Here is a 25490-nt window from a genome sequence, read left to right as displayed (position 1 = left end):
CTGCGCGATTGTCAATTGAGCTTCCCTGGTCTGGTGTCAGCCCCGCATCAACTCTCCTTTGGGGTCGTAGTACGGCGCAAACTGAACCCTTAGCGGGTACATTTCCCCGGCGATTTGAACGTCAAAGCCGCCCTCGTCGATCCAGGCCTTCGAGACACCTTCCTCATGGTGCAGGCTGGCCAAACCGACCATCGCCTGCAACCGGAAGCCCCAGTCGCCCGAGGTGACATGCCCCACAATCCTGCCGTTCTTCCACACTGGTTCGTTGTGAATCAGATACGGACCGGTTTCAGCATCCAGGTCGTCAACTTTGCAGGATACGATGCGGTGCGCAGTCGCGGCACCGCCAGCCTTCTGTTCAGTCAGAACGTCCTTGCCGAGGAAGTCGCCAGCCTTATCCAGCTCTACTGCAAAACCCAGCCCGGTTTCATAAGGCGTGTCATCCTCGGCGATGTCATGCCCGAAATGTCGGAAGCCCTTCTCGAGCCTACACGCGTTCATGGCGAACATTCCCATATGGAGCATTCCGTGCGGTTTGCCCGCCGCAATCAGCGCTTCATAGACACCAGCGACGAACTCCGTGGGTATCATCAGCTCGTACCCGAGTTCACCAATGAACGAGCGCCGAATGGCCCACCCTCGGGCATAAGCCATGTCGATTTCTCGCGCCGCGCCAAAGGGGAAGGCCTCGTTCGACAGGTCATCGCCCGAGATGGCAGACAGAATGTCGCGCGATCTTGGACCGTGGATCGTGATCAGGCCATAGCCCGAGGTCGCGTCGAGCACCTCGAACCGCCAGCCCGGTTCGACGTGATCCTTGATCCATGCCTGATCGCGCATCTGGCTGGGATGGCCTGTAATCACCATGAAACAGTTCTGTGCAGTTCTGGTCACGGTCACATCGGCCTCGATCCCGCCGCGCGCGTTCAGGAACTGGGTGTAGACCGAGGTGCCGACCGCGACATCCATCTGCGCGCCGCAGACCTTGTTCAGCGCTTTGACCGCGTCCGGACCCTGCACCTGAATTTTCGAATACATTGATTGATCGATCAGCACAGCAGCATCCCGGGCGGCCAGACATTCGGCGCTGACGTGCGGTGCCCAGTCTTTGCGCCGCAGACTCGGTTCTTCGTTCCAACCCTTTTTTTCGGGGTCGTAGTACATCGGCACCTCCCAGCCGATCCGCTCGGCAAATGTCGCGCCTGCCTCTTTCAGCCGATCATGCAACGGCACCCGACGCACTCCGCGTGCCGAATGGACCTGCCGTCCGACCCAGTTGACGCCATAGTGGAAGCCCACTGACTCGGCGCTGCGGTCATGATTGTATTTGGTATTGCGCTGGAATGGGTGCGCCCGGCGGGCCAGCATCGGGCCCATGCCCCGCGACGGCGCGCCGTCGGTCATCCATTCCGCCATTGTCAGGCCAACACCACCCGAGTTCAGGATTCCGTTCGAGTTCATGCCGGCTGCCACAAACAGGCCCTCGATCTCGCTGGTCGGACCCAGATAGGGACGTCCATCGGGTGTAAAACTCTCAGGCCCGTTGAAAAAAGTCTGAATGCCCATCTCGCCCAGTGCAGGCATGCGTTCGAACATCTTCTCAAGATTCGGTTCGACATGTTCCATGTCAAACGGTAGTTCGTCGAATTCGAAGTCTTCGGGGATGCCGTTCCTGCCATAGGGCTTGCCATGCTTTTCGAATGACCCGATCAGCAGCTTGCCAGTGTCTTCTTTCCAATAGGTCCGCTCTTCGGCGATGTTCAAAATCGGCTGGGTCCTGAGCAGGCCGTCCACAGGTTCGGTGACAATATAGAAATGTTCAGTCGCGTGCAGCGGCACGGTTACTCCGTGTGCCTTGGCAAACAGGTGGCTCCACATGCCGCCCGCCAGCACCACCTTGTTGGTCGCGATCACGCCCCATTCTGTGTCGACACCAACCACCTTGCCATCCCGGATGACAAGACGATCAACCCTGGTGTTTTCGAACACCTGTGCCCCCATGGCCCGCGCGCCCTTGCTAAGCGCGACCGTGACGTCAAGCGGGTTCACCTGGCCATTCGACGGAACAAAGAATGCGGATTTCACGTCATCGGTTTCGATCCATGGCCATTTCTCTTTCAACTCGTCGCGGGACAGCATGAAGGTCTCGATCCCCATGCGGGCTGCGTGGTCGTGGCTGCGCAGCAGTTGTTCGTGACGCACATCGCCGATTGCCAGATTGATCGTGCCGTTTGGCTTGTAGCCGGTCGCCTGTCCGGTTTCGATTTCCAGATCGCTGAAAAGGCGCGCTGTATATTTGCCCAGCTCGGTCTGTGCCGTGCTGTCGCGTAACTGCCCGACGATCCCGGCTGCATGCCAGGTTGTTCCGCTGGCGATCTTCCGTCGCTCGACCAGAACTGCGGGAACGCCGCGCTTTGCCAGATGATACAGGGTCGAGATGCCGATGATACCACCACCGATGATCACCACAGGTGCTTGTTCAGGAAAAGAGACGGGCATCAAAACAATCCTTCAGTCTGCAAGGCAGCCGATCTTCGGGGTTTCGGATCACAAACGCCGTGGGGTCAAGCTGTGCCGGATCCACCCTGCGCTGTCGGGTCTTGTGTGCCAAAGAATGGTCAGAAATCACAATTGTTCGCACCGTTGGTGCGAATAACGCACCATTTCTTCATCAAGGCCTTGGTGCGCCAGTCAGTGCGATTTCAAGCTTTTCCACTGCGGTTTGAAGAAGCACTGCAAGTTCCTCTGTTCGGGCTTCATCCAAACTCGCATCGGGAACGGCAATGGCAACGGTACCCGCTGGATCCTTGCCATCGATGAAGAACGGTCTCGCCACGCTGGCAACGCCGATGTCAACCGCATTGCGACTGCAGGCAAACCCTCGGGCTCGGGTCTCCGAGATCAGCTTCCTGAGCGTCTCCAAATCCGTCACGGTGTACGGCGTCAGCTTTTCCCGTTTGAGTGCCAACAATTGCTCGCGCGTCTGATCCGAACAGAACGACAAATACGCAAGACCCGAAGACGACGAATGAAATGGGTAGGAATCCGCGGGCCGCAGGTTGATCACATTCCCACGCGGCGGCAATGTGAAGGCCGCGGTCGCCATCCCCTTGTCGCCGGGAATACCGACATGCACCGTTTCATTTGCCTGGGCGGACAACCATTGCGATACGATTTGCGTTGCTTTCACCATCGGAACGGTGGCCTCTCTCAACCTGGCCAGCGAGAGAAATCCGTGGCCCAAACGGTATTTTCGGTTCTCAGGGTTCTGTTCGATGAACCCATGACTGATGAGTGAGACCAGCAGCCTGCGCGTGACCGCCTTGTCCTGCCCTGTTGCCCGCGCCAGGTCGTTCAAACCGATCTCGAGGCTTTCCAACGAAAACTGGCGCAGCAGCATCATGGCTTTGTCGACAGTTTTCATTTCGATCTCCTCTCAAAGGCATAATCCAGAAATGACAAGACAATCATGCCACCGCACCCTCGTCTGCATGTCAGAACGTGACTAAGACGCCCAGTCGATGCTGAACTCCTCACGAAAAGCAAACCGCGTCAGGTGGGCTTCGATCACCTCTTGCCACCGGGCAAGGTCGCCCCGGGGTCCGGTTGCGGCCGAGATGGTCAGGCTGGTTTCGTCCGCCGTCAGCGTGACAGCATTGCCGTTCTCGAAGGCCACACTCGCTTGGGTGTCGTCAAAGAAAACTTCGGCCTTGTGGGACCAATGCTTGCACAGCTGCTGTAGATATTTGCTGCCAGCACTTGTCTGTGCAACGCCCGTGACACTTTGGTCCGGCAACAACGCCAGCGCCGCGTCGGCAGCGCCGCGCATAGCCGAGGCAAACAGGGTTACATCAATACTTGTCGCCAGAAAGGTCACGCCCAGATCCAGGCATTTGCGTTGCATTCCGGGGTCGAGTGTCAGGATACCCGCGGCCTTGCCAGCGGCGGTGATCCGCGTCAGGGCATCAAAAATCGCCTCGACCACATCGGGATGACTGGCGTTACCCAGGTGGCCCATATCCGCGGCAAGATCGGCAGGGCCAATAAAAACACCGTCCACATCCGTTGTCAGTATGTCATCCAGAGCGGCCATGCCCAGTCGGTTCTCAACCTGAACCAGCAGGCACACCTGTTCGTCCGCTGTTGTCAGGTAGTCCGGAATTGCGCCAAATCGCGAAGCCCGCGCCATTGAAGAACCAACCCCCCGGACACCTTGCGGTGGGTATTGCACAGCCCGAACCAGTTCCCTCGCCTGATCACCGCTTTCGACCATCGGCACAAGAATGGTCTGCACCCCGGCATCCAGATATTGCTTGATCATCCAGGTCTCGCCAATCGGCAATCGGGCCACCGGATGGCTGCCCGAACCGTCGATAACGCGCACTTGCTCCAAAACCGTGCGCAGGTCGTTGGGCGCGTGCTCACCATCCACCAACAGCCAGTCGAACCGTGATGTGGCCGCTATTTCAGCGGCATAGGCATCGGCCATACCCAACCAGCAACCGATCTGAGGTTGCCCGGCCTTCAGTGCGGCTTTGAACGGGTTCTGTGGCGCGGACATTCTGAGCCTCCTTTAAGCGAATTGTATGTCGATCGAGCCGAACGAGCCGAAATCGGCGTGGATTTCGGTGCCCGAAGGACATTCGACAGGGCGAATGAAGCTACCCGACAGGATCACCTGGCCCGGCTCGATGCTCTGACCATATTGTGCCATGCGCCGGGCAAGCCAGACAACGCTTTCGACAGGATCATTCAGAACACCTGCACCCAGGCCGGTTTCTTCGATTTCGCCATTGCGGAATGTCAGTGCGCCAACCCAGCGCAGATCGAAAGTGTCGATGGCGTGGCGTTCTGCACCCAGTACGATGCCGGCATTGGCGGCGTTGTCGCTGATCGTATCAAACACGGTGCGTGCCTTGCTGGTCTTTGGATCGACCCGCTGAATACGAGTGTCGAGGATTTCGATAGACGGCGCGACATAATCAGTCGCAGCAATGACATCCGCGCGGGTGACATGTTCCCCAGCCAAGGCGGTTTTCATGACAAAGGCGATCTCGGCCTCGATCCGAGGCTGGATGAAACGGCCCGCAGGCACTGTGCCACCATTTTCAAAGGCCATGTCATCGAACAGGATGCCACTGTCGGGAATGTCGATATTCAGCGCGTATTGCATCGCCTTCGAGGTCAGCCCGATCTTCCAGCCAATCACCTTGCGCCCTTCGGCCAGTTTGGCGCGATGGATGGCGTTCTGCACCGCATAGGCATCGTCCATTCCCATGTCGGGATGCCGCAGTGTCAGCAGACCGATCTGTTCGCGCGTCTGCTCGGCCCGCAACAGATCGGCGGCGGCGCGAGCGTGATCTTCAGGGGTCATACCTGTTCATCCTCGACGGTGTTGCGCAGTGTGCCGATGCCGTCGACCGAAACCTCGATCACATCGCCGGGGACCAGGTATTTCGGCGGGTCAAACCGTGCACCTGCGCCGGTTGGCGTCCCGGTGACAATGATATCGCCGGGCTGTAGCGTCATGAAGGTCGAGATGTACTCGATCTCGCGCCGGATCGGGAACATCATCCGACTCAACGTATCGTCCTGACGCAACTCGCCGTTGACATGCGTCTGAATGCGGGCGTCGTCCAACTGGGCCGCCTCGGTGAAAGGCACCAGCCAAGGGCCGATCGCGCCGGTTCTGTCCCAGTTCTTGCCCTGTGTGACGTTGAACTTGGCGTGGCGCACCCAGTCGCGGATCGTACCCTCATTGCAAAGCGTCAGTGCCGCGATGTGATCATAGGCGTCGTCTTGCGAAATCCTGCGGCCCGCCTTGCCAATCACGATGGCCACCTCGCCTTCGTAATCCAGCGTGTGGTTCTCCGGCGGGCGGATCAGAGGGCGGTCATGTCCCGTAAAGCCACTGGCAAAACGCGGGAACAAAGACATGTATTTCGGTTGCGCGCTGCCATCCTTGTATTCCGCGTTGCGGTCAGGGAAGTTCACGCCGACGCAGAGGATACGGCGGGCGTCGGGCATCACCATTTCATAGGTGAAATCTTCGTGAGTTTCGGGTTTGCCGTTCGCTTTTTCGACCAGTTGGTCGAACGCTCCGGCGGCGATAACTTCGTACAGACTGCTGTGGTTTGGAAATTCGCCATTCAGCGCAATTGCGCCGTCCTTGGTAATGGCACCGAAAAAGGTTTCGCCATTGGCGGTGTAAGTTGCAAAGCGCATCAGGCCTCCTCGGCGGCCTTGCTGCCACCCATGCAGAGAAAACATACCATACGAACCCGCGTCCCGACCTCAGACCGAGAAGCTGATGTTGGCCTGCCCCGTGCCGGAGCTTCCGAAATACGGTGTGTAAACATCGATCTGGCCCTTGTAGCTGCCCCAACCCAGCGCGCCGAACAGCAATGCGGTGTCGTTCATCGCGCACTCACCCGTGCATTTCCTGGCGTAGTCGGGAAGCATTTCAAGGAACTCTTCAAACCGACCCTGTTCCCAAAGCTCCAGTACACGCATATCCATCTGACGATTGAACTCGCCATTCACGGCGTTCAGACCCTCGACCGAGCGTTCGTTGGGCGTAAAGTCATGGCTCAGTGAACCCGATGCAAGAATTGACACATTGCGGTCGGAACGGCGGATACCTTCGGCGATGGCCTCGCCCCAGACACGGTTTTCGGCAATCGACGAGAACTGGTTGACCGCGACGGGTAGCACCCGCGCATTTACACCGTCATTGATGAAATGCATGGGCAAAAGGGTGCCGTATTCCATGCCCATATCGGGATGTGAATGGCCAAGGGCCCTCTCCCCCCGCTCACGCAAGACGTCTAGGATGGTTTCCCCCAATTCGTGATCCCCGCGATAGTCAAACTCCATGTCCGCCAGCATGTGCGGCAACTCGTGGCTGATGAAACGGCCTTTGTGGTGTTCTTTTGTGTTCAGATGGAAACCCTGATTGGTGATCCAGTGGGTGTCGAACACAACAAACGTATCTACCTTGCGGTCAATTGCATCCTGTCGCAGGCGCGCATATCCGTCGATGGCAGGTTGCCGGATGCCTTTGTATTTCGGCATCGTGTGGGACATCCAGATGCTGGGCACATGCGTGATTTTCGCGGCCTGTACAATCTTTCCCATGACGGTTCCTCCTTATGATCGTGACGTCAGGCCTGACTGCCAGAACGTCCTATGGTCCGAGCGTTTGATGGACCAATGATGCGCAATTCCTGATTCAACTATAGTCAGCCAACCCCTGCCAAGGGATCAGGTTGCACGATATTATTTTCCAAGTTGCATGATCTTGTGCTGACCGGTGGCAAAGCCAACATGCTTTTGTTCCATGTAGAATTCAAAACTCCAGTCGCCGCCGTCCCGGCCGATACCCGACGCCTTGACCCCGCCGAAGGGCGTGGGCAGGTGGCGCACATTTTCCGAGTTCACCCAGATCATCCCTGCTTCCAGTTTATCCGTGAACCGCAGGGCACGCGTCAGGTCGTTGGTCCAGACGTAACCGGTAAGGCCGTAAGGCGTGTCATTTGCGATCTGTAGCGCCTCTTCTTCGGTCGAGAACGGGATGGACGTCAGAACCGGACCAAATATTTCCTCGCGCGCGATGCGCATCTGGTTGTTGGCATTTGTAAACAAGGTTGGCCGCACGAAATACCCTTCGTCCCCCACTTTGACGCCGCCGGCTGCGATAGTCGCGCCATCGTCTTTGGCGATGTCGAAATACGAGGTGACTTTATTGTAGTGCTCTTCCGTTACCAGCGGGCCGATCTCGGTCGCCGGGTCCAGTGGGTGACCGACCTTGATGTTGTTCACGCGTTCTACCAGCTTGGCCTCGAACTCGTTTTTGATGGTGTCTTGGACCAGCAAACGCGAAGACGATGTGCAACGTTCCCCATTGATCGAGTAGATCATGAAAATCACAGCATCCAGCGCGCGGTCCAGGTCGGCGTCATCGAAGACAATCACCGGGTTCTTGCCGCCCAGTTCCAGGTGCATTCGCTTGAGCGTATCCGCGCCCTGCTTGGTAATGATGCTGCCGGTGCGGCTTTCTCCGACAAAAGCAATGGCCTTGATCAGCGGATGTTCGGTCAACGCCTTACCGGCATCCGGTCCAAACCCGTTCACGGTGTTCAGAACACCCTTGGGCAGACCGGCCTCTTCCGAAATTTCGACCAGCAAACGCGCCGACAGCGGTGAATCTTCGGCCGGTTTGTGAACGACGGTACAACCCGCTGCCAGTGCCGGCGCGATCTTCCAGGTCGACAGCATGAACGGCGTGTTCCACGGAGTAATGACACCAACCGGGCCAATTGGAACGCGGGTGGTGATGTTCATCAAGGTTGGTGACTTAAGATGCTGTCCGTCCCTTGCCTGCACCACCTGATCAGCGAAATAACGGAAGTTCTCGGCACCGCGCAGCGCCGCCTTGGACATGAAACGCAGGGTCTGACCGGTGTCCCAGCACTCACACAGGGCAATTTCCTCGGCACGCGCCTCGATCGCGTCGGCCACGTTCAGCAGGATACGGCGGCGTTCAGTAGCGGGCATATCGCGCCACGCGGCGAATGCCGAGTGGGCTGCCTTGGCCGCCGCATCGATGTCATCCGCCGTCCCATGGGCAACATTGCAGATCACGGACTTGTCCACTGGCGAAGTGGATTGAAACACTCCGGCCGCCCCGTCGCGATCTTCGCCCGCAATGCGGTTCTTGATGCCTGTATCTTTGAACCGGGCCAGAAACCCCGCCAATTTTTCGATATTGGTGTCCAAGGCGCTCATGGTTCAGGTCTCCTGCTGGGTTGCAGCCGATTGGTCCCGGCCCAGATGCTCTCTGATAGTGCCGGTCTTGGGCGAAAGGTCCGGATCGATTTCACGCATCTCAAGCGACAGAGCGATGGAGTGCTTCGAAAGGGCCGGTTCAAGATACGCCCTTATTGCTTCGAATATGCGCTGCGTTGCATCCTGCTTGACGTCTTCGGGGCGACCGGCGCGCAGTCGGATCGAGATATCGACAAAACCATGCGCCGGGTTGCCGTCGGCAATGGAATAGTGATCGACCCGCGTGGCGCGTACGCGAATACCTGCCACCGGAAACGTGTCAATTGCGGCGGCCGTTGCGCGCACACACTCGCACAAACCATCCATATCGACCCAGTCTTCAAGGTTGCCAGAGTAATCGATGTGGAAATGCGGCATGGTTCCCTTCCCCTTAATTAGTAAACATGTTTAGTATTTTCGTCACCATGTGTCAAGAACTTGACTTGTTAATCTTTGCAATTCCGGAAGCAGCGCTCTAGAAAACGGCATGACCACACAAAGCCACACCAAAAGCACTTCCCGCGCGCTTCCGATTGCGCTGCTGCGTGCCCGCGAAACAGTCATGGCGCCCATTCGGGACATGTTGAACAACATTCAGCTTACAGAACAGAAGTGGCGCATTCTTCGCGTTCTGGATGAGTTTGGTGAAATGGAACAAAGCGCCATCTCGAAAGAGGCCTGTCTTCTGTTGCCCAGCCTCACCCGCATTCTGCGCGCCATGGAAGCAGACGGCCAGATTACACGCCGCCAGGACAGTCAGGACAAGCGCCGGTCGATGGTGAAGATCACGGATGCAGGCCGTCGAATCCTGACCGAGAATCTTCCGACATCCCTTGCAATTTATGATCGCATTGAAGAACAGATGGGTCAGGACAAGCTGGACGACCTTCTGGACCTGCTTGAGGAGTTGCAGGCCGTCAAGGTCTGACCCCGCCCAAACAGGACGGGGCCAGCCACGCATCTAAAGTGTCGACAATCCGGTATCCAGTGCCGACAGGATCTTAGCCACATCATCGGACGTAATGACCAGCGGCGGCGACAGAATGATGTTGTTGCCCGACACACGGACCATCACACCATCTTCGTATGCCGCCTTCTGCACCTGCAAGGGCAGATGCTTGGCAATCGGCGCCTTGGTTGCACGATCAGATACCAGTTCCAGCGCACACATCAGGCCCTCGCCTCCGCGCACATCTCCGATTGCGTCGTGTTTTTCAGCCAATTTTTTCAATCCGGTAAAAAGTTCTTCACCGCGGGCCGCGGCGTTTTCCCAAACACGCAGACGATTGATTTCAGACAGAGCCGCCAGCGCAGCCGCTGCGCCGACCGGATGGCCGGAATAGGTATAGCCCTGATCGACTGACGCCATACCTGTGGTGTCGCTTTCAAAAACCTCGGCGACCGCGCCCGAAATCATTGCCGCACCGAATGGGAAATAACCGTTGGTGATCGCCTTGGCTGTCGTCATGATGTCGGGCTGCACACCCCAATGCCGCGCGCCGCTTTCGCTGCCGGTACGACCAAAAGCAGTGATGATCTCATCCGAGATAAGAAGAATACCGTTTTTCGAACAGACCTCGCGCACCATTGGCATGAAGCTTTTGTGTGGTGGGATCACGCCGCCTGCGCCCAGAACCGGCTCCATGATGAATGCGGCGACGGTATTTGCACCCTGAAACGCGATCTCGGCCTCCAGCGCCTTGACGCAAAGTTGCGCCAGACGCTCGGGGTCTGTTTCGTCGAACGGATTGCGGTAGGTCCACGGCGCAGGCACGTGGAAACAGCCTGGCATCATCGGCTCGTAAGCCGCGCGGAACTTCTGGTTGCCATTGACCGAAGCGGCCGCGAAATGGGTGCCGTGGTATCCTTGCTTGAGGCTGATGAACTTTGTCCGGCCGGCCTCGCCCCGCACTTTGTGATACTGTCGCGCAAGCTTCAGCGCGATTTCAACTGAATCCGATCCGCCCGAAGTGAAAAAAGCTCGGGTCAGACCATCAGGCTTGAAAAACTGCGCCAACTCATAGGACAGCTCAATCGCCTTGTCGTTGCTGGTGCCCCGGAAGGTCGAGTAATACGGCAGCGCATTCAACTGATCGGTAATGGCCTGCTTAACCGGATCACAGGAATAGCCAAGATTGACGTTCCACAACCCGCCAACCGCGTCGACGGCCTTGTGGCCGTCTATATCGATGATGCTGACCCCTTCCCCTCCGGTCAGGATGGTGGGCGGATTGTTTTGACTGTCGGCAGGATGTGCCATCGGGTGCCAGAAATGGTGCGCGTTGTTTTCCTTCAGGAAATTGGAGTCTTTCATATCACGGGTCTCCGAGGATCTTGTCCGCCCATCGGTCAGGGCTGGAACGCGGTTGGGAAGTTTCGCGGAAACTGACCACCGAAATTCGCAGTCAGTTCGAGCGAAAGGGAATGCAATGTCGTCAGGATCAAAGGCAGGTGATCGCCGTTTGCACGAATTTCAGGCACCGCAATTGCGATTGTGCCTATCGCCACCTGATCAATTCCAAAGACAGGCGCGGCGTATCCATAAACGCCTGCTTCAAACCCGCCTGCGCTGTTTGACCAGCCCTTGCGCCTGATCTCAGAAACCCGTTCACGTATCAGGTCAGGGGACACAAGGGTTTCCGCTGTGTAGGACGTCAAGGCTTGAGCATCCAGATCTTCAAGCAGGTGAGTGGGGCCAAAACTCAGCAGGCACAGTCCGGAAGCCGTTGCATTGATCGGCAGAATTTCCGCCGGATCAAGGCTGACCCGCACGGTGTACCGTGTGGTTTCCAGCGCCAGAGCGGTTTGCAATTTGCCTTGTTGCAGCAGCGAAAGGTGCATGCTTTCGCCGATTACCTGCATGGCGGACTGCATCCTTGCGCGCGCGCCTTCAAGCCCCGGATTTGCGATTTCCCGCAGCGCGGCAAGACGCACCACAGCCGGTCCGATCGCGTAGGACTTGGAGTGCGGGTTTTGTTCGATCAGGCCAAACTCTTCCAATGCGCGAAGGTGGCGGAGAGTCGTTGCCTTGTTCATACCGGACAGCCTGGCAAGGTTGCTCAGGCCGATCTCCGGCTGAGCACTTGAAAACAACTCGAGCAATTTCAAAGCATTAAGAGCGGTGCCCATGCGTTTTTCTCTCCTTCGCACGTAATACTTGACAGAAAGCATTTAACAAAGCAACATTATTGTTGTTACTTCGGTTCAAATATTGAACCAAGCCAGGGAGGCGTCAATGAAAAAATTTCTAACCGCTGCCGTTTTTGCAGCCTCTACAACAGCAGCACTTGCTGAATACCCGGAAAAGCCGGTGACCTTTGTGGTTCCGTGGCCTCCGGGCGATCTGGAAGACGTGTTAACCCGGATGATCGCAGATGAATTCCAGGCCATGTACGGCGTTCCGGCCGCGGTTGTGAACAAGCCTGGCGGCGGAGGCGGCCCCTTCCCCGGCGCGGTTGAGGTCGCAACGGCTCCGGCAGATGGCTACACCATCGGGTCCTTCGTTATTGGCGTTCCTGTCATCGGGCCAGAGATCGGAATCCCGGAGCTGAACCCGAATCCATTCGATCCCATCGGAATTTTCCTGACCTATCCGTTCGTGATCGCATCCAGCAAAGATGCGCCATTCTCGAATTGGGACGAACTTGTAGCGCACGGTAAGGAAAACGATGTGGCGCTTGGCCATTTCGGCTCGGTCCTGCCGCCCACGCAGGTTACGTTTGCGGCTGCGGTCAGCAGCGGCTTCGACTTTGCAAGCGAAGCGGCGTTCGACGCGCTGGACTGCAACACATTGGCGTCAGGTGACGTGGACGTCATCAATACCACGCTGCAACTCGTGCTGCCCTGCCTCGACAACGTGAACATCCTGGCCAGCATCGGTGGCGAACGTATTTCGCTTGTACCGGACACACCAACGGTTGTCGAAATGAACCCGGATCTGCCGCTTGCGTTGTGGAACGGATTGTTCGTGCACAAGGATACTCCGGCAGATGCCCGTGAAAAGATCACTGCCGCCGCGCAAAAGGCGTTGGAATCCGACAAGGCCAAAAAGCTGGCTGAAGAGACCGGTGCGTTGATCTATTGGCAGGACCCTGACGCGTCAAATGCGCAGATCGAACAGGACAAAGCGTCGTTCGCGAAAATCGAAGAGATTCTGGGCGAATAAGCACCTAACAGGGCGCGGGTGGAAAGCCCGCGCCTTGTTGCATGTCGGGGAGGGACATGATGATTGCAAAAACGCTTCAGGACATGTTCAGAAGGTATCGCCGACCTGGCGACATCATCTTTGCCGTCTTTTTCCTTGCCTTCTCGTTGTTCCTGCTCAGCCAGTTGGGCACCGAGACAAAGTTGGTAAAGCGCACCAAGTGGTTTGCGCAGCCGTCGCTGTGGCCGACCATCGCCATATGGGGCATGGTGATTTTCAGCGCCCTGCATCTGATCGGCTCAGCCGTTTCCCCCCGTATTCCCGGGCGCTGGAGAGAGCTTACTTTCTGGCTCATGTCTCTTGAATATGTTGTCTATTTCCTGATCTACGTGGTGGCTGTGCCGTGGCTGGGGTACTTGCCCTCAACCATGCTGTTCGCCGCTTTTCTGGCCGTGCGCACCGGTTTTCGAACGCCCGGCGCAATCGGGATTTCACTGCTGTTCGGCGCCATCGTCGCCATTCTTTTCAGAGCATTTCTTCAGGTGAATATCCCGGCAGGTCGGGTTTACGAGTTCCTTCCGGGCTCCGTCCGCGTCTTTGCCCTGACCTATCTGTGAGGCCGCTATGGACAATCTGATTTCCGGCTTTGCAATTCTGGCCCAATGGCAGGTTTTGATCGCACTGCTCATCGGGTCGGTTGGCGGAGTCATCATCGGGGCACTACCCGGCGTCGGGGCGGCCGTCGCCATCGCCATTCTGCTGCCTGCTACGTTCGCCTTCGAGCCTATTGTTGGTCTGACCCTGCTGCTGGGTATCTACGGCTCATCCATGTACGGCGGCGCAATCCCTGCAATTCTGATCAACACGCCGGGCACGGCAGTGAATGCGCTGACAACCTATGACGGTTATCCAATGACAAAGCGGGGCGAGGGCCATCGCGCGCTGTCGCTGGCTTATTCCGCGTCGTTCTTTGGCGGCATCTTCTCGATCCTCTGCCTGATCGTCCTATCCCCGGTTCTGGCATGGGTCGCCCCGCATTTCGGCAGCCGCGAGATCTTTCTGGCCGCGTTTCTGGGCATCCTTCTGGTGATCCTGGCCCATCGTGGCCAGACATTTTCGGCGGCAATGCTGGCCTTCTTCGGTATTTTCCTGAACACGGTCGGGCTGGAGCCCGTCAAATACACCAAGCGTTTTACGTTTGACCAAAGCTGGTTGTCTTCGGGGATCGACCTTATTGTCGTTGTGCTGGGTTTGTTTGCCATCAGCCAAGCCCTATTGCTTCTGGTCGACAAAGAACACGCGCCCGGTGAGGCGCATGTTCGAGGCAACATCTTCGCCGGACTCAAAGAACTGTTGGGCATCAAGCGCATCGCGACGGTGTCGTCTTTGTTAGGTGTCCTAATGGGCATGATCCCCGGAACCGGCGAATTCACTTCGCAATTCCTGTCCTACACCTATGCGCAAAAAAGCTCGAAGACTCCGGAAGCTTTCGGCAATGGCTCTCCAGAAGGTCTGGTTGCCTCTGAGGCTGCGAACAACGCGGTTCCGGGTGCCGCAATGATCCCCTTGCTGGCGCTGGGTATTCCGGGTGAGGCGCTGACGGCGATGATGCTGTCGGTCTTTTATGTCCACAACGTGGTCCCCGGGCCGCAACTGTTTGCCGAGCAGATGGATTTTGTTCTGGCTCTGTACATGTCGCTGATCCTGCTGAACGTGATCGTTCTGGTCTTTCTGTTGTTTTCGACAAATCTGCTGCTGAAGATCATTCAGATCCCGACCCGGTTCCTGGGCATCATGATCCTGACCTTGTCTTTTGTCGGGGTGTTCAGCCTGCGCAATTCGGTCACCGACTGCGCCATTGCGGCAGGGTTCGGAGTGTTTGGTTTGATCCTCAAACGTCTGAACCTGCCGATCGTGCCGATCATTCTGGGCATGGTTCTGGGCGGCATCATGGAGGTCAAGCTGCGCAGCGCCATGGCGCGGGTCAAAACGCCGCTCGATTTCATTGACAGGCCAATCGCAGCGATCCTGTTCATCATGATCCTGGGCATCATTCTGCTGCATATCCGCACGCTGGTGAAGGAACACAAGGAACGGATCAAACCGCAACCGATTGGCGACGAAGACTCGACACAGCAAGGATAACCCTCATGGACCAGTCCTCGATTGATGCGCTGCGCGCGCAGGAAATCTCCCCTCGTGGTCATTTCATCAATGGTGCTTATCAGGCCGCAGAGAACGGCGCGCAGCAGGAAGTGTTGTCGCCCATCGACGGTCAGCCCCTGGCACGCATTGCCGAGGGAACGCTTTCGGACGTTGACACGGCGGTGCACGCCGCGCGCCTGGCGTTCGAAGATGGCCGCTGGTCCCGTATGTCGCCTGCCGGCCGCAAGAAAGTGCTGCTGAAGCTGGCCGATCTCATCGAAAGCCACGCACTCGAGATCGCCGTTATGGGCGTGCGTGACAACGGAACCGAGATAAACATGGCCTATAAGGCCGAGGCGCTCTCGGCCGCCGGCACCTTTCGCTATTATGCCGAGGCGATTGACAAGGTCTACGGTCAGGTCGCCCCGACCGGACATAACGTACTGGGACTGATCCACCACGCTCCGGTGGGTGTCGTGGGTGCAATCGTGCCTTGGAACTTTCCGCTGATGATCGGAAGCTGGAAGATAGCACCTGCTCTGGCTGCGGGCAATTCCATTGTTCTGAAACCGGCAGAGAGCGCCTCTCTCAGCCTGCTGAAAATCGCCGAACTTGCGGCTGCGGCAGGCGTTCCGGACGGCGTGTTCAACGTTGTTACGGGGCGCGGATCAGTCGTGGGCGAGGCGCTGGCACTGTCGATGGACGTGGACATCATGGTGTTCACAGGATCAGGCGCAACAGGCCGCCGTCTGCTGGAATATTCCGCACGCTCGAACCTGAAACGCTGCTATCTGGAACTTGGCGGAAAATCCGCCAACATCGTCTTCAACGATGCCCCCGATCTGGCCGAGGCCGCGAAGGTTTCGGCAGCGGGTATCTTCCGCAACTCGGGACAGGTCTGCGTTGCGGGGTCTCGCCTGCTGGTGCAGGAAGACATCTATGAAGACTTCGTGGCCGAAATCTCGCGCCACGCCGAGAGTTTCCTCGTGGGTGATCCGCTGGATCTGAACAGCCAGATCGGCGCCGTTCACAGCCTGCCCGAGCTGGAAGCCAATCTGGACTTCGTCACCAGGGCCGAAGCTGAAGGTGCCGTACGCCGCACCGGCGGTTACCGTATCCTGACCGAATCCGGCGGCTACTATATGGCGCCGACGGTGATGGCGGGTGTGAAAGAGACCGATAACCTGTTTCAGAACGAAGTATTCGGCCCGGTTCTTGCGGTGACACCCTTCAAGGACGAGGAAGAAGCGATCCGCCTGGCCAATGCCACTGTATACGGGCTTGCTGGAGGCGTATGGACGTCAAACCTCAGCCGGGCGCACCGCATGGTGGCAGGCGTGCGGGCGGGTGTCGTGCATGTGAACACTTATGGCGGTTCCGATCTGACGGTGCCGCTGGGCGGGGTACGTCAATCGGGCAACGGGCACGACAAATCACTGCACGCTCTTGAAAAATATGTGGACTTGAAAACAGCCTGGATAAAGCTCTGAAATGTTGTCTGAACAATCCGCAGAACTGATCGAACGCAGAACCAGGCTGCTGGGTCCCAACGTCTCGACCTTTTATGACGAGCCTATTCATTTCGTGAAAGGCGAAGGCGTCTGGCTGTGGGACGCCGAAGGGCGCAGATACCTGGATTGCTACAACAACGTTCCACATGTGGGCCACTGCAACCCGCGCGTGGTCGAGGCGATCTGCCGACAGGCAAGCACGCTCAATACGCACACGCGATACCTGCATGGCGGTATTCTTGATTATGTAGAAAGGCTGACCGGAACAATGGATGTCTCGCTGGACACGGCGATCCTGACCTGTACCGGATCCGAAGCCAATGACATCGCCCTGCGCATGGCCGAGGGCATGACTGGCAGGCGCGGCATCATCGCTACCGATGCGACCTATCACGGCAACACCTCACTGGTCAGTCAGTTGAGCAAATCGAACACCCCTGCCGTGGGTTTTGGACTGGGCCAGTATTTCCGCTTTGTCGAAGCGCCCGACAGCTTTCGCAACCCGGACCCGGACGGCACCAGGTTCGCGGATGCGGTGGCCGAACAAATCGCCGAACATGAGAAGTCCGGTCTTGGGTTTGCGGCCCTGATTGTCTGCCCGTATTTCCTGAACGAAGGGTTCCCGGACCATCCCGATGGCTGGCTGGAACCCGCCGCCGATATTGTCCGCAAGGCCGGCGGGCTACTGATTTGCGACGAGGTACAATCCGGTTTTGGCCGCACCGGCACCCATATGTGGGCGCATCAGAAAATGGGCGCGGTGCCGGATATCATGACACTTGGCAAGCCGATGGCCAATGGTCACCCGGTGGGTGGTGTCGTCACACGCACCGAAATACTGACCAAATTCCGCAAGGGCTATCGCTATTTCAATACATTTGGCGGCAACCCGGTCTCGTGCGCAGCGGCCATGGCCGTGCTGGAAGAGATCGAAGACAAGCAATTGCTGGAAAACGCCAGAACGGTCGGGAAACACGCCCGATCGCGCATGGGGGCTTTGGCCCGGAAGTACGAGTTCATCGGCGACGTGCGCGGCTCGGGCCTGATCTTCGGAGCGGAGATGGTGCTGGATCGGGACAGCAAGGAACCGGCCAGCGCCTTCACCGACCGGGTGATCAACGAAATGCGGCAGCGTGGGATCATTCATTCCAAGCTGGGACGTCACAAGAACACTCTGAAAATCCGCCCGCCGATGCCTTTCTCGGTCGAGAATGCCGACTTGCTGTTTGACACGCTGGACGACGTTCTGGCCGAAACACCGATTTGCTCATGATAGACGCGGCAGAAAAGGCACTGGCGCTTTGGGGGTTTCAAGACGCAGTTTGCACGTTGGCAGCGGCCCGCGAAAACCACGTTTATCAGGTACAGCTGGATGGGCGCAGCTTTGCGCTGCGATTGCATCGTCCCGGCTATCGCACAGATGCCGAACTGTGGTCGGAACTGGAATGGATGGGTGTGTTGGCCGCAGAACATGTCGGGGTACCCGAACCCATTGCCAGCATCCGGGGCAACTTTCTCGAGGTCATTGAGAACATGCAAGTCGATGTTCTGACCTGGTTGCCGGGGCGGCCATTGGGGTCCACAACAACCGGGATCGACCACGAAGACCGCATCGGCCTTTTCCATTCCTTGGGCCGGGAAATGGCCCGCCTGCACTCCATCAGCGACGAGTGGGAGCGCCCTGCAGGGTTTTCGCGCTGGTCCTGGGACCGACCGGGATTGGTCGGTCAGGAACCCGTTTGGGGCCGGTTCTGGGAAAACCCGACGCTTGGCGACGAAGATCGAGCGCTGTTCATGCGCTTCCGTGAAAGGGCAGAGCGGGATTTGAAACGCATTGAATCGGAACTGGACTATGGCCTGATCCATGCGGATCTGGTCCGTGAGAACGTAATGATTGCGAATGGTCAGGTCTCATTGATCGATTTTGACGATTCCGGTTTCGGTTTTCGCCTTTTTGACATCGCCACCAGTATGATCAAAAACCTCGCGGAGCCCGATTGTGATCGACTGCAAGCTGCGCTTTTGGCCGGATACCGATCACAGCGTCCGATTGACACGGACCATCTTGATCTGTTTCTGGCAGTGAGATCGGCAACTTATGTAGGCTGGGTTTCGACCCGGTTGCACGAAGATGGCTCAGAAGATCGGAACAGCCGATTTGTGGAAAACACCAGAAAACTGGCGCGCCGATACCTCAGGTTAAACGTTTGACATGGAGCCTCAATTTCGAGGTCGTCCACGCTTGCCAGCCGACTCCCAACTTTGAAGTGGCACCGCAAAATTCAGGCCTAGCCCACGTTCGGGTTCCTGTTTCATTTAGGCTTCGGATTGGACCGTCCCGTATAGGTCGTAATGACGCGGCCCAATCACGTCAATTAGGCAACGGAGCCTGCATGTCGCGGTAGCCTCACAGCCCAAGTCGGCATAGAGAGGTTAAGAATAGAAAACGCATAGCGTTAACGCCGCTTTCAGGAGATCAAAAATGGTAAGTGACGAAAAGGACCAGCGGCTTTTGAAGCGCGGCATCGAGGACACTCTGGTTACCGATTTCGCAACCAAGCACCGCAGCAGCTATGGAGACTTTCTGGAACTCAAGACCCTGCTGAGCATTCAGAAGACTTTTCAGGACCCTGCGGAACCGGATGAGCTGTTGTTTGTGATCATTCACCAAGTCAGCGAGCTTTGGCTGAAACTGATGCATCACCAACTTGTGGAAGTCCGACGTTTTCTGCGCCAGGACGCCTTTGGTCCCGCTCTCAAGAACATTGATCGGATCAAGGCAATCCAGCGTCAGCTGATTGCGGCCTGGGAAACGCTGCTGACCATGACCCCGGCAGACTACATGACGTTCCGCGATGCGCTGGGAAGTTCATCGGGTTTCCAGAGTTATGGCTATCGCCAGATCGAGTTCATTCTGGGCAACAAGGACACCTCAACGCTCAAGGTTCATGCACACGACCCCGAGGTCATGGAGGAGTTGACCGCAGCGTTGACCAAGCCGTCTTTGTACGACGAGGTCATCATGATGCTGGCGCGTCAGGGCTTCGATGTTCCGCAGGACCTTGTCGAACGTGATTTTTCCCAGCCATATGCGGGTGATCCGCGCATTGTGAAAATCTGGGTCGAAGTTTACAGGAACAAAGACAAGTATTGGGACTTATATGCCCTGGCTGAAAAGCTGATGGATGTGGAAACACTGTTCCAAAGATGGCGCTTTGACCACGCAACAGCCGTTGAGCGGGTCATCGGAATGCAACCGGGCACAGGCGGGTCCAGCGGTGTCGCCTTCCTGAAAAAGGCGCTGGAGCTCAAGTTCTTCCACGACTTGTACGACATGCGTTCCGAGCTTTTCTATGCGGGCGGAGAAAAGAAGTGACCTATCACGGGTTTTCCCCGGACGAGCTGGAAAGACAATACTCGCCAAGTGTCATGGTTGGCGGAGATATCTCTCATTATCTGGCGGCCTATGCGGATATGAGTGCAGCCGCACGTGTCGAGCTGGAAGTGCTGGAATACCAGAAATATGGGGACCTCGAGTCCAATGTTTTAGATTTCTTTCCCGCAAGCAAAGCCAACGCACCGCTGCACGTTTTCATCCACGGCGGGTATTGGCAGGCGCTCAGCCAGCGTGAGTCAGCTTTGGTCGCGAAGCCGCTGGTTCGCGCGGGTCAGGCCTTTGCAACACTGAATTATACACTGGCCCCCAAAGCGCGTCTGGACGAGATGATCACGGAATGCGGCCGGGCGCTGTTGTGGCTTGCAGAACGGGCCGAGAAACTGGGGTTTGACCCCGGCCGGATCACTTTGTCCGGCCACAGTGCCGGGGCGCATCTGGCAGCAATGGCACTGAACCGCTTTGGCGAAGAAATGAAGCAGGCGGGTTTGGTGATCCGAGACCTGGTTCTGATCAGCGGCATCTATGATCTGGAGCCGATCGCGCAGACATCGGTCAACAACCCCCTGCAGTTGACCGACGACGATATCCTCAGCCTGTCACCGATCCATCACCTGCCACCGGCGGATGTTCGCACCCGCGTCACAGTCGCCGAACGTGATACACGCGAATTTATCCGGCAAAGCCGGGATTTTGCTGCGCTACTACGCAAGGCCGGTCGGGATGTATCATTTGACGTGCAAAAGGGGATGCACCATTTCGATATTATTATGCATCCAAACAGCTTCTTCCCGGCACCCAGAACTCAGGTATAGCAGCAGGATAAAGGCATCTTAATCTCATAGACACCCACTGCCGGGACCCGTGAATTGCGTGGCAGCACTTCCGGCATGCCCTCGCCAAACATCCGTTCCAGCACGTTTTCGTGGCGGTTTTCCGACAATATGACGGTGCCGAAAGGCGAAGCAAAACGTTGTGACACGGTTGACTCTCGCGGAGTTGGCTTGGTTTGCGAGATGGGAATACGCACGTCGTTGCGGCCTTCCGGTTCGTCGGTCGGATAGTCTTCTTTCCGCCGCTTTGTCAGCGACATGGTCATCAGGACCAGCACCACCATCAGGGGCAGCGACAGCTTCCGCGCACCTTCTGTACCGCCCCGAAATTGACAGGTGTAAGACCATATTGTGCGTCTTACAGATCGGGCATCAGTCCGAGGCCAACCACCGCGACGAGGAGGACTTAAATCACGAACAATTATCGTGCCACTTCAGTTTCCTCTCTAAAGTTCAATGTCTCAACAAGTGAATAGTGATGGGTTTGTCCAACTTGCCTAAACGTCAGAACGACGTCTATTGCCTCTGTTGCGCCAGCATTTCCCGGGATGCTGACTGTTTCCGTGCCTTGTGAACCGGCAATTCACGTCAGTTCCTCCAGCGGACCAAAGACCACATTAGGACCTAAATCTCTTTGAAAACCGAAACCTGAGATTGAAGTCGAGTTGTCCAGAAACGCTCAGGGTCTGGTTTGACAGGCTTTACAGCACAGAAAGGCTGATACCCGAAACATTTAAGGGCATCTGTGTGCAGAACATTGGAAACTGGATCAGGAATAGTGCTTGTTCCTGGACATCCTGCCGATCCCCGGATTCATGCTGTTCGTGGGATCCACAGATTTGTAAAAATCAGCCAGATCGGGTTTGGCGGGGTACAGATGGCCAACATTGTGCTCGGCCGGGTATTCGGCGCCGCGGCGGTCGAGGATCTTAAGCATCTCGGCTTTGATCGCTTTGGGATCAGCACCTTTCTTCACAATATAGTCCTGGTGCAGAACGTGGCACATGAAGTGACCATAATAAAGCTTGCCCACAAGTTGCTTTGCCAGTTCCGGCGGCAATTCTTCGAACCAGTCAGTGTCATTGCGGCGTAACGCTATGTCGAGCGCAATGATGTCTTCAACTTCATGCGCATGTACCTTCATGTAACGAATGGCGGCGCCAGCCGCTGCAAAACGGTGCAAGCCCGCGATTTTCGCTTCACGCGGATCACACTCAAAAAAGTTCAGCTTTTTCTTACCCACCATATCACTGAGCAGAACACGGGCCTCGTCGATACCGCCGTCGCGCATTTTCAGGATCAGGTGGTGCGGGTATCGCTTGCGAAACCCGCGCATCCGCTGCGGAAGGATATCCGGCCAGAATCGCATCGCGAACTGCATGAATCGGTCGGTGAAATTTGCCAGTCCGGGAATACCTTCAAGTCGCGCATCAACGGCACCCTTGATGGCAAAGAAAGTCGGCAGCCGGTCCGTTCCCAGCTTGTCGATCATAACCATGGTATCCTTGCCGTATCGGTCCGAGATATCGAAAACCTCATGGTGCATGTATTCAGCGCTGACCGGCAAGGTCTTGAAGTCTGACAGGATATGGCGTCGCAGTTCGGTCAGAACATCGGTTTCCTCTGCACCAACATAGAACGTGCGCTCAATTTCGTTCTTCGGGTAGGTGTCCAGCCGGACTGCAAAGACAGCCAGTTTCCCCGCGCAACCGGACGCTTCGTAGAGCCGCGATTTATCGGCATTGAAGCGCGCCGGTGTATCCGCGTCGACATTCCTTACGCGCCGGGCATAGTCTGTGTCCGAGGCTTTTCGGTTGTCGGTTTCGGTATCGCCTGGCCCGAAGTCGCCCTGTTGCAAGCGGGTCAGAATCTCTTCGACCCTGTCGCCCAGGTGGATGCCCAGATGATTGACCAGCTCCAGCGTTCCATCCTGCGCAATACGCGCATATAGCGACAGTTCAGTATAGGATGGCCCACGTTCGACCAGCGACCCACCCGAGTTGTTGCACACGCCCCCGACAACCGACGCACCGATACAGGACGACCCGATCACCGAATGCGGTTGCCGTCCGATCGGGTCCAGCAACTTTTCCAGTGCGAAAAGGGTCGAGCCGGGTAAACTGATAACCTGTTTGCCTTCGTTTATCAGATGCAGGCCGTCCATCCGGCGGGTGTTGATCAGCACAACATCGCGATCATAGCGCCCCTTTGGAGTGGAGCCTTCGGTCAGCCCGGTGTTGGCCGCCTGCATGATGACGATCTTGTCCGCCTCAACACAGGCCTCAAGCACCTTCCATTGTTCCAGCAACGTGGCGGGCCGCACCACCGCCAGCGCGTCCCCTTCCCCCGATCTGAATCCCCGGCGAAAGCGGCGGGTGCTGCGGGCGGTTGTCAGCACATGACGCCGCCCGCAAATGGCCTGAAAGCGCTTGATCAGATCGGTATCGGTCATCCGGAACTCCTCAGTAAGCCACCGAAGGCAGCCACGTGGCCAGTTGCGGCCAGAGGAACACGAAGAACAGGCCGGTCAACTGCAGGATCACAAAAGGAACGATGCCTTTGTAAATGTCGGTCAACTTGATTTCAGGCGGGCACACGCCTTTCAGGTAGAACAGTGCAAACCCCACGGGCGGCGTCAGGAACGAGGTTTGCAGCGTGACCGCGACAAGGATCACAAACCATACCAGCGCCGGTTCGTCGATGACGCCAAAGCCTTCGATATCCAGACCCAGCCCGTTCACAATGGGGCGCATCAGGGGCAGAACGATCAGGGTGATCTCGATCCAATCCAGAACAAAGCCCAGAAGAAAAACGATGAACAGGATCATGAAGACAGTGCCGTTGGGGCCAAGACCCGTGCCGTGGATCATGTCTTCGATCAGTGCATCGCCACCCAGTTCCCGCAGGACATAGGAAAACACCGTCGCACCCAGGAAGATCGCAAAGATATAAGCGGTGGTGTTGAACGTAGCTTTCAGAACATTGATCAGTTTTGCCAGCGTCAGTTTGCGATATCCCAGCGCCAGCAGCGTCGCACCCAATGCGCCCACGCCCGAGGCTTCGGTCGGTGTGGTCAGGCCCGCAAAGATTGAACCCAGAACGGCAAGGATCAGGGCAAGGGTCGGCAGTACAGCAATCAGCACATCCTTGACCGCCGCCCAATCCGGGCGGGTCGCTCCTTCGGGCACTGGAGCGACTTCGCGTTTGATCAGGGCGATCACAAAAATATAAGTCAGATACAACACTCCGATGATCACGCCGGGGAACACCGCGGCCATGAACAGGTCGCCAACTGACAGGGCCATCTGGTCCGCCATGATCACCAGCATGATCGAGGGCGGGATCAGGATACCCAGCGTGCCTGATGCGCTAACCACACCGGCGGCCAGCGAGGGGCTGTATTTCTGCTCCATCATCGACGGCAGAGACAGCACGCCCAGCAAAACTACGGAGGCACCGATGATGCCTGTTGAGGCGGCAAGAATGATACCAATCATCGTCACCGTGATCGCCAGCCCGCCGCGCACCGTGCCGAACAGGCGCTGCATCGAAGACATCAGCCGTTCGGCCACGCCGGATTCGTCCAGCATCAGGCCCATGAAAATGAACATCGGCAAGGCCACCAGAACCGCGTTCGACATAGTGGCGTAGACACGGTTTACCACAGCGCCCAACGTCAGGTAATCCAGTCCGGTCAGAGTTTCCTCAAGACCTGTCCAGTTCATCATTCCGTTGTCGAACAGATAGGCCAGTCCGCAATACGCGACCCCGACGCCAGCCAGCGTCCACGCCACCGGGAAACCGGTGAACAGCAGCGCGATGAAGGTCAGGAACATGGCGATGACCAGCTTTTCCTCAGTCGTCTCGACCAGGAAGGTCAGCGCGGTCGCCACGACGGCGAAGCCCAAGAGCGCCCAGATGATCAGACGCAGGCCCTTGCCCTGACGCTCTTCATCGAGATTCATGAACAGAGCGTGGATGTCGTGGATAAGCCGCGCGCCTGCTGCCAGAGCCAGCAGAATGAAACTAGCCGGGATCACGCCCTTCAAGACCCAACGCGCAGGCAGACCAGTCGGACTGTCCGACGACTCGTTTACACGCCAGCTTTCATAGAAATAGTCATAGCCCTGATCGATCATCAGCCAGATGAACGGCACCAGCAGCGCGAAGATCCCGATGATCTCGATAATCCGGCGGGCACGCTGGCTGAGTTGCATGTGCAGCAGGTCCACGCGCACATGGCTGTCCGTGACCAGCGCATAAGAGATGCCGATCATCGTGACCAGACCGTAAAAATGCCACTGGATTTCATCCAGCTTCGGGTAGTTCTGGTTCAGCAGATAGCGCAGGGCTACCTGCGAAACGATGGCGGCAACAAGCAACAGGTTGGCCCACATGACCACGTGACCCACGGTCTTGACCACATCGTCAACGGCGACTGCCAGTTTCTGACGGTCAGGCTCATCGTGTTCAAGAATGTCCTCGTAGATTTCGATCGGGTCGTGATGTGTCCGCTTGGTCTCAGCCATGGTCTCCTCCTAAAGATGCAGGCTTCGGGGCGGGAATTCGCCCGTATCAGTTTGGAAATGACGAAAGTCGGGAAAGGTGGGGGCGGCGAAATAAGCCGCCCCCAGGGA

Annotated in this window: 22 protein-coding genes; 9 read left to right on the top strand and 13 right to left on the bottom strand. The window is 57.2% G+C overall.

Features of this window, described 5'->3' with window-relative positions; all coding sequences use genetic code 11:
- Positions 1-36 precede the first annotated feature (36 nt).
- The 8 genes from AC2FIR_RS14095 to AC2FIR_RS14060 form a co-directional block, all read right to left on the bottom strand.
- Positions 37-2499 (bottom strand): FAD-dependent oxidoreductase, encoded by a 2463-nt coding sequence (locus AC2FIR_RS14095; RefSeq protein ID WP_496762570.1) that lies wholly within the window; start codon positions 2497-2499, stop codon positions 37-39.
- 172 nt (positions 2500-2671) lie between these two features.
- Positions 2672-3424: an IclR family transcriptional regulator gene (locus AC2FIR_RS14090; RefSeq protein WP_480912904.1), complete on the bottom strand. Its 753-nt coding sequence runs from the start codon at positions 3422-3424 to the stop codon at positions 2672-2674.
- An 81-nt stretch (positions 3425-3505) separates the two neighbouring features.
- Entirely contained in the window at positions 3506-4561 is a 1056-nt protein-coding gene (locus tag AC2FIR_RS14085) for an aldolase/citrate lyase family protein (RefSeq protein WP_480813550.1), read from the bottom strand.
- Between the two features lie 12 nt (positions 4562-4573).
- Positions 4574-5374, bottom strand: coding sequence for a 2-oxo-hept-4-ene-1,7-dioate hydratase (gene hpaH, locus AC2FIR_RS14080; protein WP_496762565.1), 801 nt, complete (start codon positions 5372-5374; stop codon positions 4574-4576).
- Positions 5371-6225, bottom strand: a complete 855-nt coding sequence (locus tag AC2FIR_RS14075; protein ID WP_496746288.1) for a fumarylacetoacetate hydrolase family protein — start codon at positions 6223-6225, stop codon at positions 5371-5373. Before AC2FIR_RS14075 ends, hpaH begins: the two co-directional genes overlap by 4 nt.
- A gap of 69 nt (positions 6226-6294) precedes the next feature.
- On the bottom strand, positions 6295-7137 hold the full coding sequence (gene hpaD, locus AC2FIR_RS14070) for a 3,4-dihydroxyphenylacetate 2,3-dioxygenase (RefSeq protein WP_170807578.1): 843 nt from the start codon (positions 7135-7137) through the stop codon (positions 6295-6297).
- A 141-nt stretch (positions 7138-7278) separates the two neighbouring features.
- Positions 7279-8787: a 5-carboxymethyl-2-hydroxymuconate semialdehyde dehydrogenase gene (gene hpaE, locus AC2FIR_RS14065; RefSeq protein ID WP_496746286.1), complete on the bottom strand. Its 1509-nt coding sequence runs from the start codon at positions 8785-8787 to the stop codon at positions 7279-7281.
- 3 nt (positions 8788-8790) lie between these two features.
- Complete coding sequence (locus AC2FIR_RS14060; RefSeq protein WP_496746284.1) at positions 8791-9204, bottom strand: 5-carboxymethyl-2-hydroxymuconate Delta-isomerase; 414 nt, start codon at positions 9202-9204, stop codon at positions 8791-8793.
- A gap of 109 nt (positions 9205-9313) precedes the next feature.
- Between AC2FIR_RS14060 and hpaR the strand changes: the two genes are divergently transcribed.
- Positions 9314-9754 carry a homoprotocatechuate degradation operon regulator HpaR gene (hpaR, locus tag AC2FIR_RS14055; RefSeq protein WP_170807576.1) on the top strand — a complete coding sequence of 147 codons (441 nt, stop codon included), beginning with the start codon at positions 9314-9316 and terminating at the stop codon, positions 9752-9754.
- Between the two features lie 33 nt (positions 9755-9787).
- Here the strand turns inward: hpaR and AC2FIR_RS14050 are convergent, their stop codons facing one another.
- Both AC2FIR_RS14050 and AC2FIR_RS14045 read right to left on the bottom strand, forming a co-directional pair.
- Positions 9788-11140 (bottom strand): aminotransferase class III-fold pyridoxal phosphate-dependent enzyme, encoded by a 1353-nt coding sequence (locus AC2FIR_RS14050; protein WP_496762560.1) that lies wholly within the window; start codon positions 11138-11140, stop codon positions 9788-9790.
- A 35-nt stretch (positions 11141-11175) separates the two neighbouring features.
- Complete coding sequence (locus AC2FIR_RS14045) at positions 11176-11955, bottom strand: IclR family transcriptional regulator (RefSeq protein WP_170807574.1); 780 nt, start codon at positions 11953-11955, stop codon at positions 11176-11178.
- 106 nt (positions 11956-12061) lie between these two features.
- On the opposite strand from AC2FIR_RS14045, the gene AC2FIR_RS14040 reads away from it, so the two are divergent.
- From AC2FIR_RS14040 to AC2FIR_RS14005, 8 genes are all read left to right on the top strand, one after another.
- Positions 12062-12991, top strand: a complete 930-nt coding sequence (locus tag AC2FIR_RS14040; RefSeq protein ID WP_496746280.1) for a tripartite tricarboxylate transporter substrate binding protein — start codon at positions 12062-12064, stop codon at positions 12989-12991.
- 56 nt (positions 12992-13047) lie between these two features.
- Positions 13048-13587 carry a tripartite tricarboxylate transporter TctB family protein gene (locus AC2FIR_RS14035; protein ID WP_496746279.1) on the top strand — a complete coding sequence of 180 codons (540 nt, stop codon included), beginning with the start codon at positions 13048-13050 and terminating at the stop codon, positions 13585-13587.
- A 7-nt stretch (positions 13588-13594) separates the two neighbouring features.
- Complete coding sequence (locus tag AC2FIR_RS14030) at positions 13595-15115, top strand: tripartite tricarboxylate transporter permease (RefSeq protein ID WP_496746277.1); 1521 nt, start codon at positions 13595-13597, stop codon at positions 15113-15115.
- 5 nt (positions 15116-15120) lie between these two features.
- Positions 15121-16605, top strand: a complete 1485-nt coding sequence (locus AC2FIR_RS14025) for an aldehyde dehydrogenase (protein ID WP_480912895.1) — start codon at positions 15121-15123, stop codon at positions 16603-16605.
- Between the two features lies 1 nt (position 16606).
- Positions 16607-17899 (top strand): aspartate aminotransferase family protein, encoded by a 1293-nt coding sequence (locus AC2FIR_RS14020; protein WP_480912894.1) that lies wholly within the window; start codon positions 16607-16609, stop codon positions 17897-17899.
- Positions 17896-18837 carry a phosphotransferase enzyme family protein gene (locus tag AC2FIR_RS14015; RefSeq protein WP_480492058.1) on the top strand — a complete coding sequence of 314 codons (942 nt, stop codon included), beginning with the start codon at positions 17896-17898 and terminating at the stop codon, positions 18835-18837. Before AC2FIR_RS14020 ends, AC2FIR_RS14015 begins: the two co-directional genes overlap by 4 nt.
- A gap of 271 nt (positions 18838-19108) precedes the next feature.
- Positions 19109-20002 carry a tryptophan 2,3-dioxygenase gene (locus tag AC2FIR_RS14010; protein WP_480492060.1) on the top strand — a complete coding sequence of 298 codons (894 nt, stop codon included), beginning with the start codon at positions 19109-19111 and terminating at the stop codon, positions 20000-20002.
- Positions 19999-20835, top strand: a complete 837-nt coding sequence (locus tag AC2FIR_RS14005; protein ID WP_496746275.1) for an alpha/beta hydrolase — start codon at positions 19999-20001, stop codon at positions 20833-20835. The genes AC2FIR_RS14010 and AC2FIR_RS14005 overlap by 4 nt, the downstream gene beginning before the upstream one ends.
- Here AC2FIR_RS14005 and AC2FIR_RS14000 read toward each other — a convergent pair.
- From AC2FIR_RS14000 to AC2FIR_RS13990, 3 genes are all read right to left on the bottom strand, one after another.
- A complete protein-coding gene (locus AC2FIR_RS14000; protein ID WP_480912891.1) occupies positions 20826-21137 on the bottom strand; it encodes a hypothetical protein in 312 nt (103 codons plus the stop codon). The two genes, AC2FIR_RS14005 and AC2FIR_RS14000, sit on opposite strands and share 10 nt — an antisense overlap.
- Positions 21138-21622: 485 nt before the next feature.
- Positions 21623-23305 (bottom strand): D-lactate dehydrogenase, encoded by a 1683-nt coding sequence (dld, locus tag AC2FIR_RS13995; protein ID WP_496746274.1) that lies wholly within the window; start codon positions 23303-23305, stop codon positions 21623-21625.
- Positions 23306-23315: 10 nt separating this feature from the next.
- A complete protein-coding gene (locus tag AC2FIR_RS13990; RefSeq protein ID WP_496746272.1) occupies positions 23316-25382 on the bottom strand; it encodes a TRAP transporter large permease subunit in 2067 nt (688 codons plus the stop codon).
- Positions 25383-25490: the final 108 nt, after the last annotated feature.

This window comes from Ruegeria sp. CDSB136 (assembly GCF_059610965.1).
Note: the sequence above shows the minus strand (reverse complement) of the source record. Positions and strands in the feature narration are given on the sequence as shown.

Excerpts from the sequence above, each read along its gene's own strand:
- AC2FIR_RS13990 (WP_496746272.1), bottom strand. The coding sequence starts at position 25,382 with ATGGCTGAGACCAAGCGGACACATCACGACCCGATCGAAATCTACGAG.
- AC2FIR_RS14060 (WP_496746284.1), bottom strand. The coding sequence starts at position 9,204 with ATGCCGCATTTCCACATCGATTACTCTGGCAACCTTGAAGACTGGGTC.
- hpaD (WP_170807578.1), bottom strand. The coding sequence starts at position 7,137 with ATGGGAAAGATTGTACAGGCCGCGAAAATCACGCATGTGCCCAGCATC.
- AC2FIR_RS14030 (WP_496746277.1), top strand. The coding sequence starts at position 13,595 with ATGGACAATCTGATTTCCGGCTTTGCAATTCTGGCCCAATGGCAGGTT.
- AC2FIR_RS14075 (WP_496746288.1), bottom strand. The coding sequence starts at position 6,225 with ATGCGCTTTGCAACTTACACCGCCAATGGCGAAACCTTTTTCGGTGCC.
- AC2FIR_RS14020 (WP_480912894.1), top strand. The coding sequence starts at position 16,607 with ATGTTGTCTGAACAATCCGCAGAACTGATCGAACGCAGAACCAGGCTG.
- AC2FIR_RS14040 (WP_496746280.1), top strand. The coding sequence starts at position 12,062 with ATGAAAAAATTTCTAACCGCTGCCGTTTTTGCAGCCTCTACAACAGCA.
- AC2FIR_RS14015 (WP_480492058.1), top strand. The coding sequence starts at position 17,896 with ATGATAGACGCGGCAGAAAAGGCACTGGCGCTTTGGGGGTTTCAAGAC.
- AC2FIR_RS14090 (WP_480912904.1), bottom strand. The coding sequence starts at position 3,424 with ATGAAAACTGTCGACAAAGCCATGATGCTGCTGCGCCAGTTTTCGTTG.
- hpaH (WP_496762565.1), bottom strand. The coding sequence starts at position 5,374 with ATGACCCCTGAAGATCACGCTCGCGCCGCCGCCGATCTGTTGCGGGCC.
- AC2FIR_RS14085 (WP_480813550.1), bottom strand. The coding sequence starts at position 4,561 with ATGTCCGCGCCACAGAACCCGTTCAAAGCCGCACTGAAGGCCGGGCAA.
- dld (WP_496746274.1), bottom strand. The coding sequence starts at position 23,305 with ATGACCGATACCGATCTGATCAAGCGCTTTCAGGCCATTTGCGGGCGG.
- AC2FIR_RS14095 (WP_496762570.1), bottom strand. The coding sequence starts at position 2,499 with ATGCCCGTCTCTTTTCCTGAACAAGCACCTGTGGTGATCATCGGTGGT.
- AC2FIR_RS14050 (WP_496762560.1), bottom strand. The coding sequence starts at position 11,140 with ATGAAAGACTCCAATTTCCTGAAGGAAAACAACGCGCACCATTTCTGG.
- AC2FIR_RS14010 (WP_480492060.1), top strand. The coding sequence starts at position 19,109 with ATGGTAAGTGACGAAAAGGACCAGCGGCTTTTGAAGCGCGGCATCGAG.
- hpaR (WP_170807576.1), top strand. The coding sequence starts at position 9,314 with ATGACCACACAAAGCCACACCAAAAGCACTTCCCGCGCGCTTCCGATT.
- AC2FIR_RS14025 (WP_480912895.1), top strand. The coding sequence starts at position 15,121 with ATGGACCAGTCCTCGATTGATGCGCTGCGCGCGCAGGAAATCTCCCCT.
- AC2FIR_RS14000 (WP_480912891.1), bottom strand. The coding sequence starts at position 21,137 with ATGGTGGTGCTGGTCCTGATGACCATGTCGCTGACAAAGCGGCGGAAA.
- AC2FIR_RS14035 (WP_496746279.1), top strand. The coding sequence starts at position 13,048 with ATGATGATTGCAAAAACGCTTCAGGACATGTTCAGAAGGTATCGCCGA.
- hpaE (WP_496746286.1), bottom strand. The coding sequence starts at position 8,787 with ATGAGCGCCTTGGACACCAATATCGAAAAATTGGCGGGGTTTCTGGCC.
- AC2FIR_RS14045 (WP_170807574.1), bottom strand. The coding sequence starts at position 11,955 with ATGGGCACCGCTCTTAATGCTTTGAAATTGCTCGAGTTGTTTTCAAGT.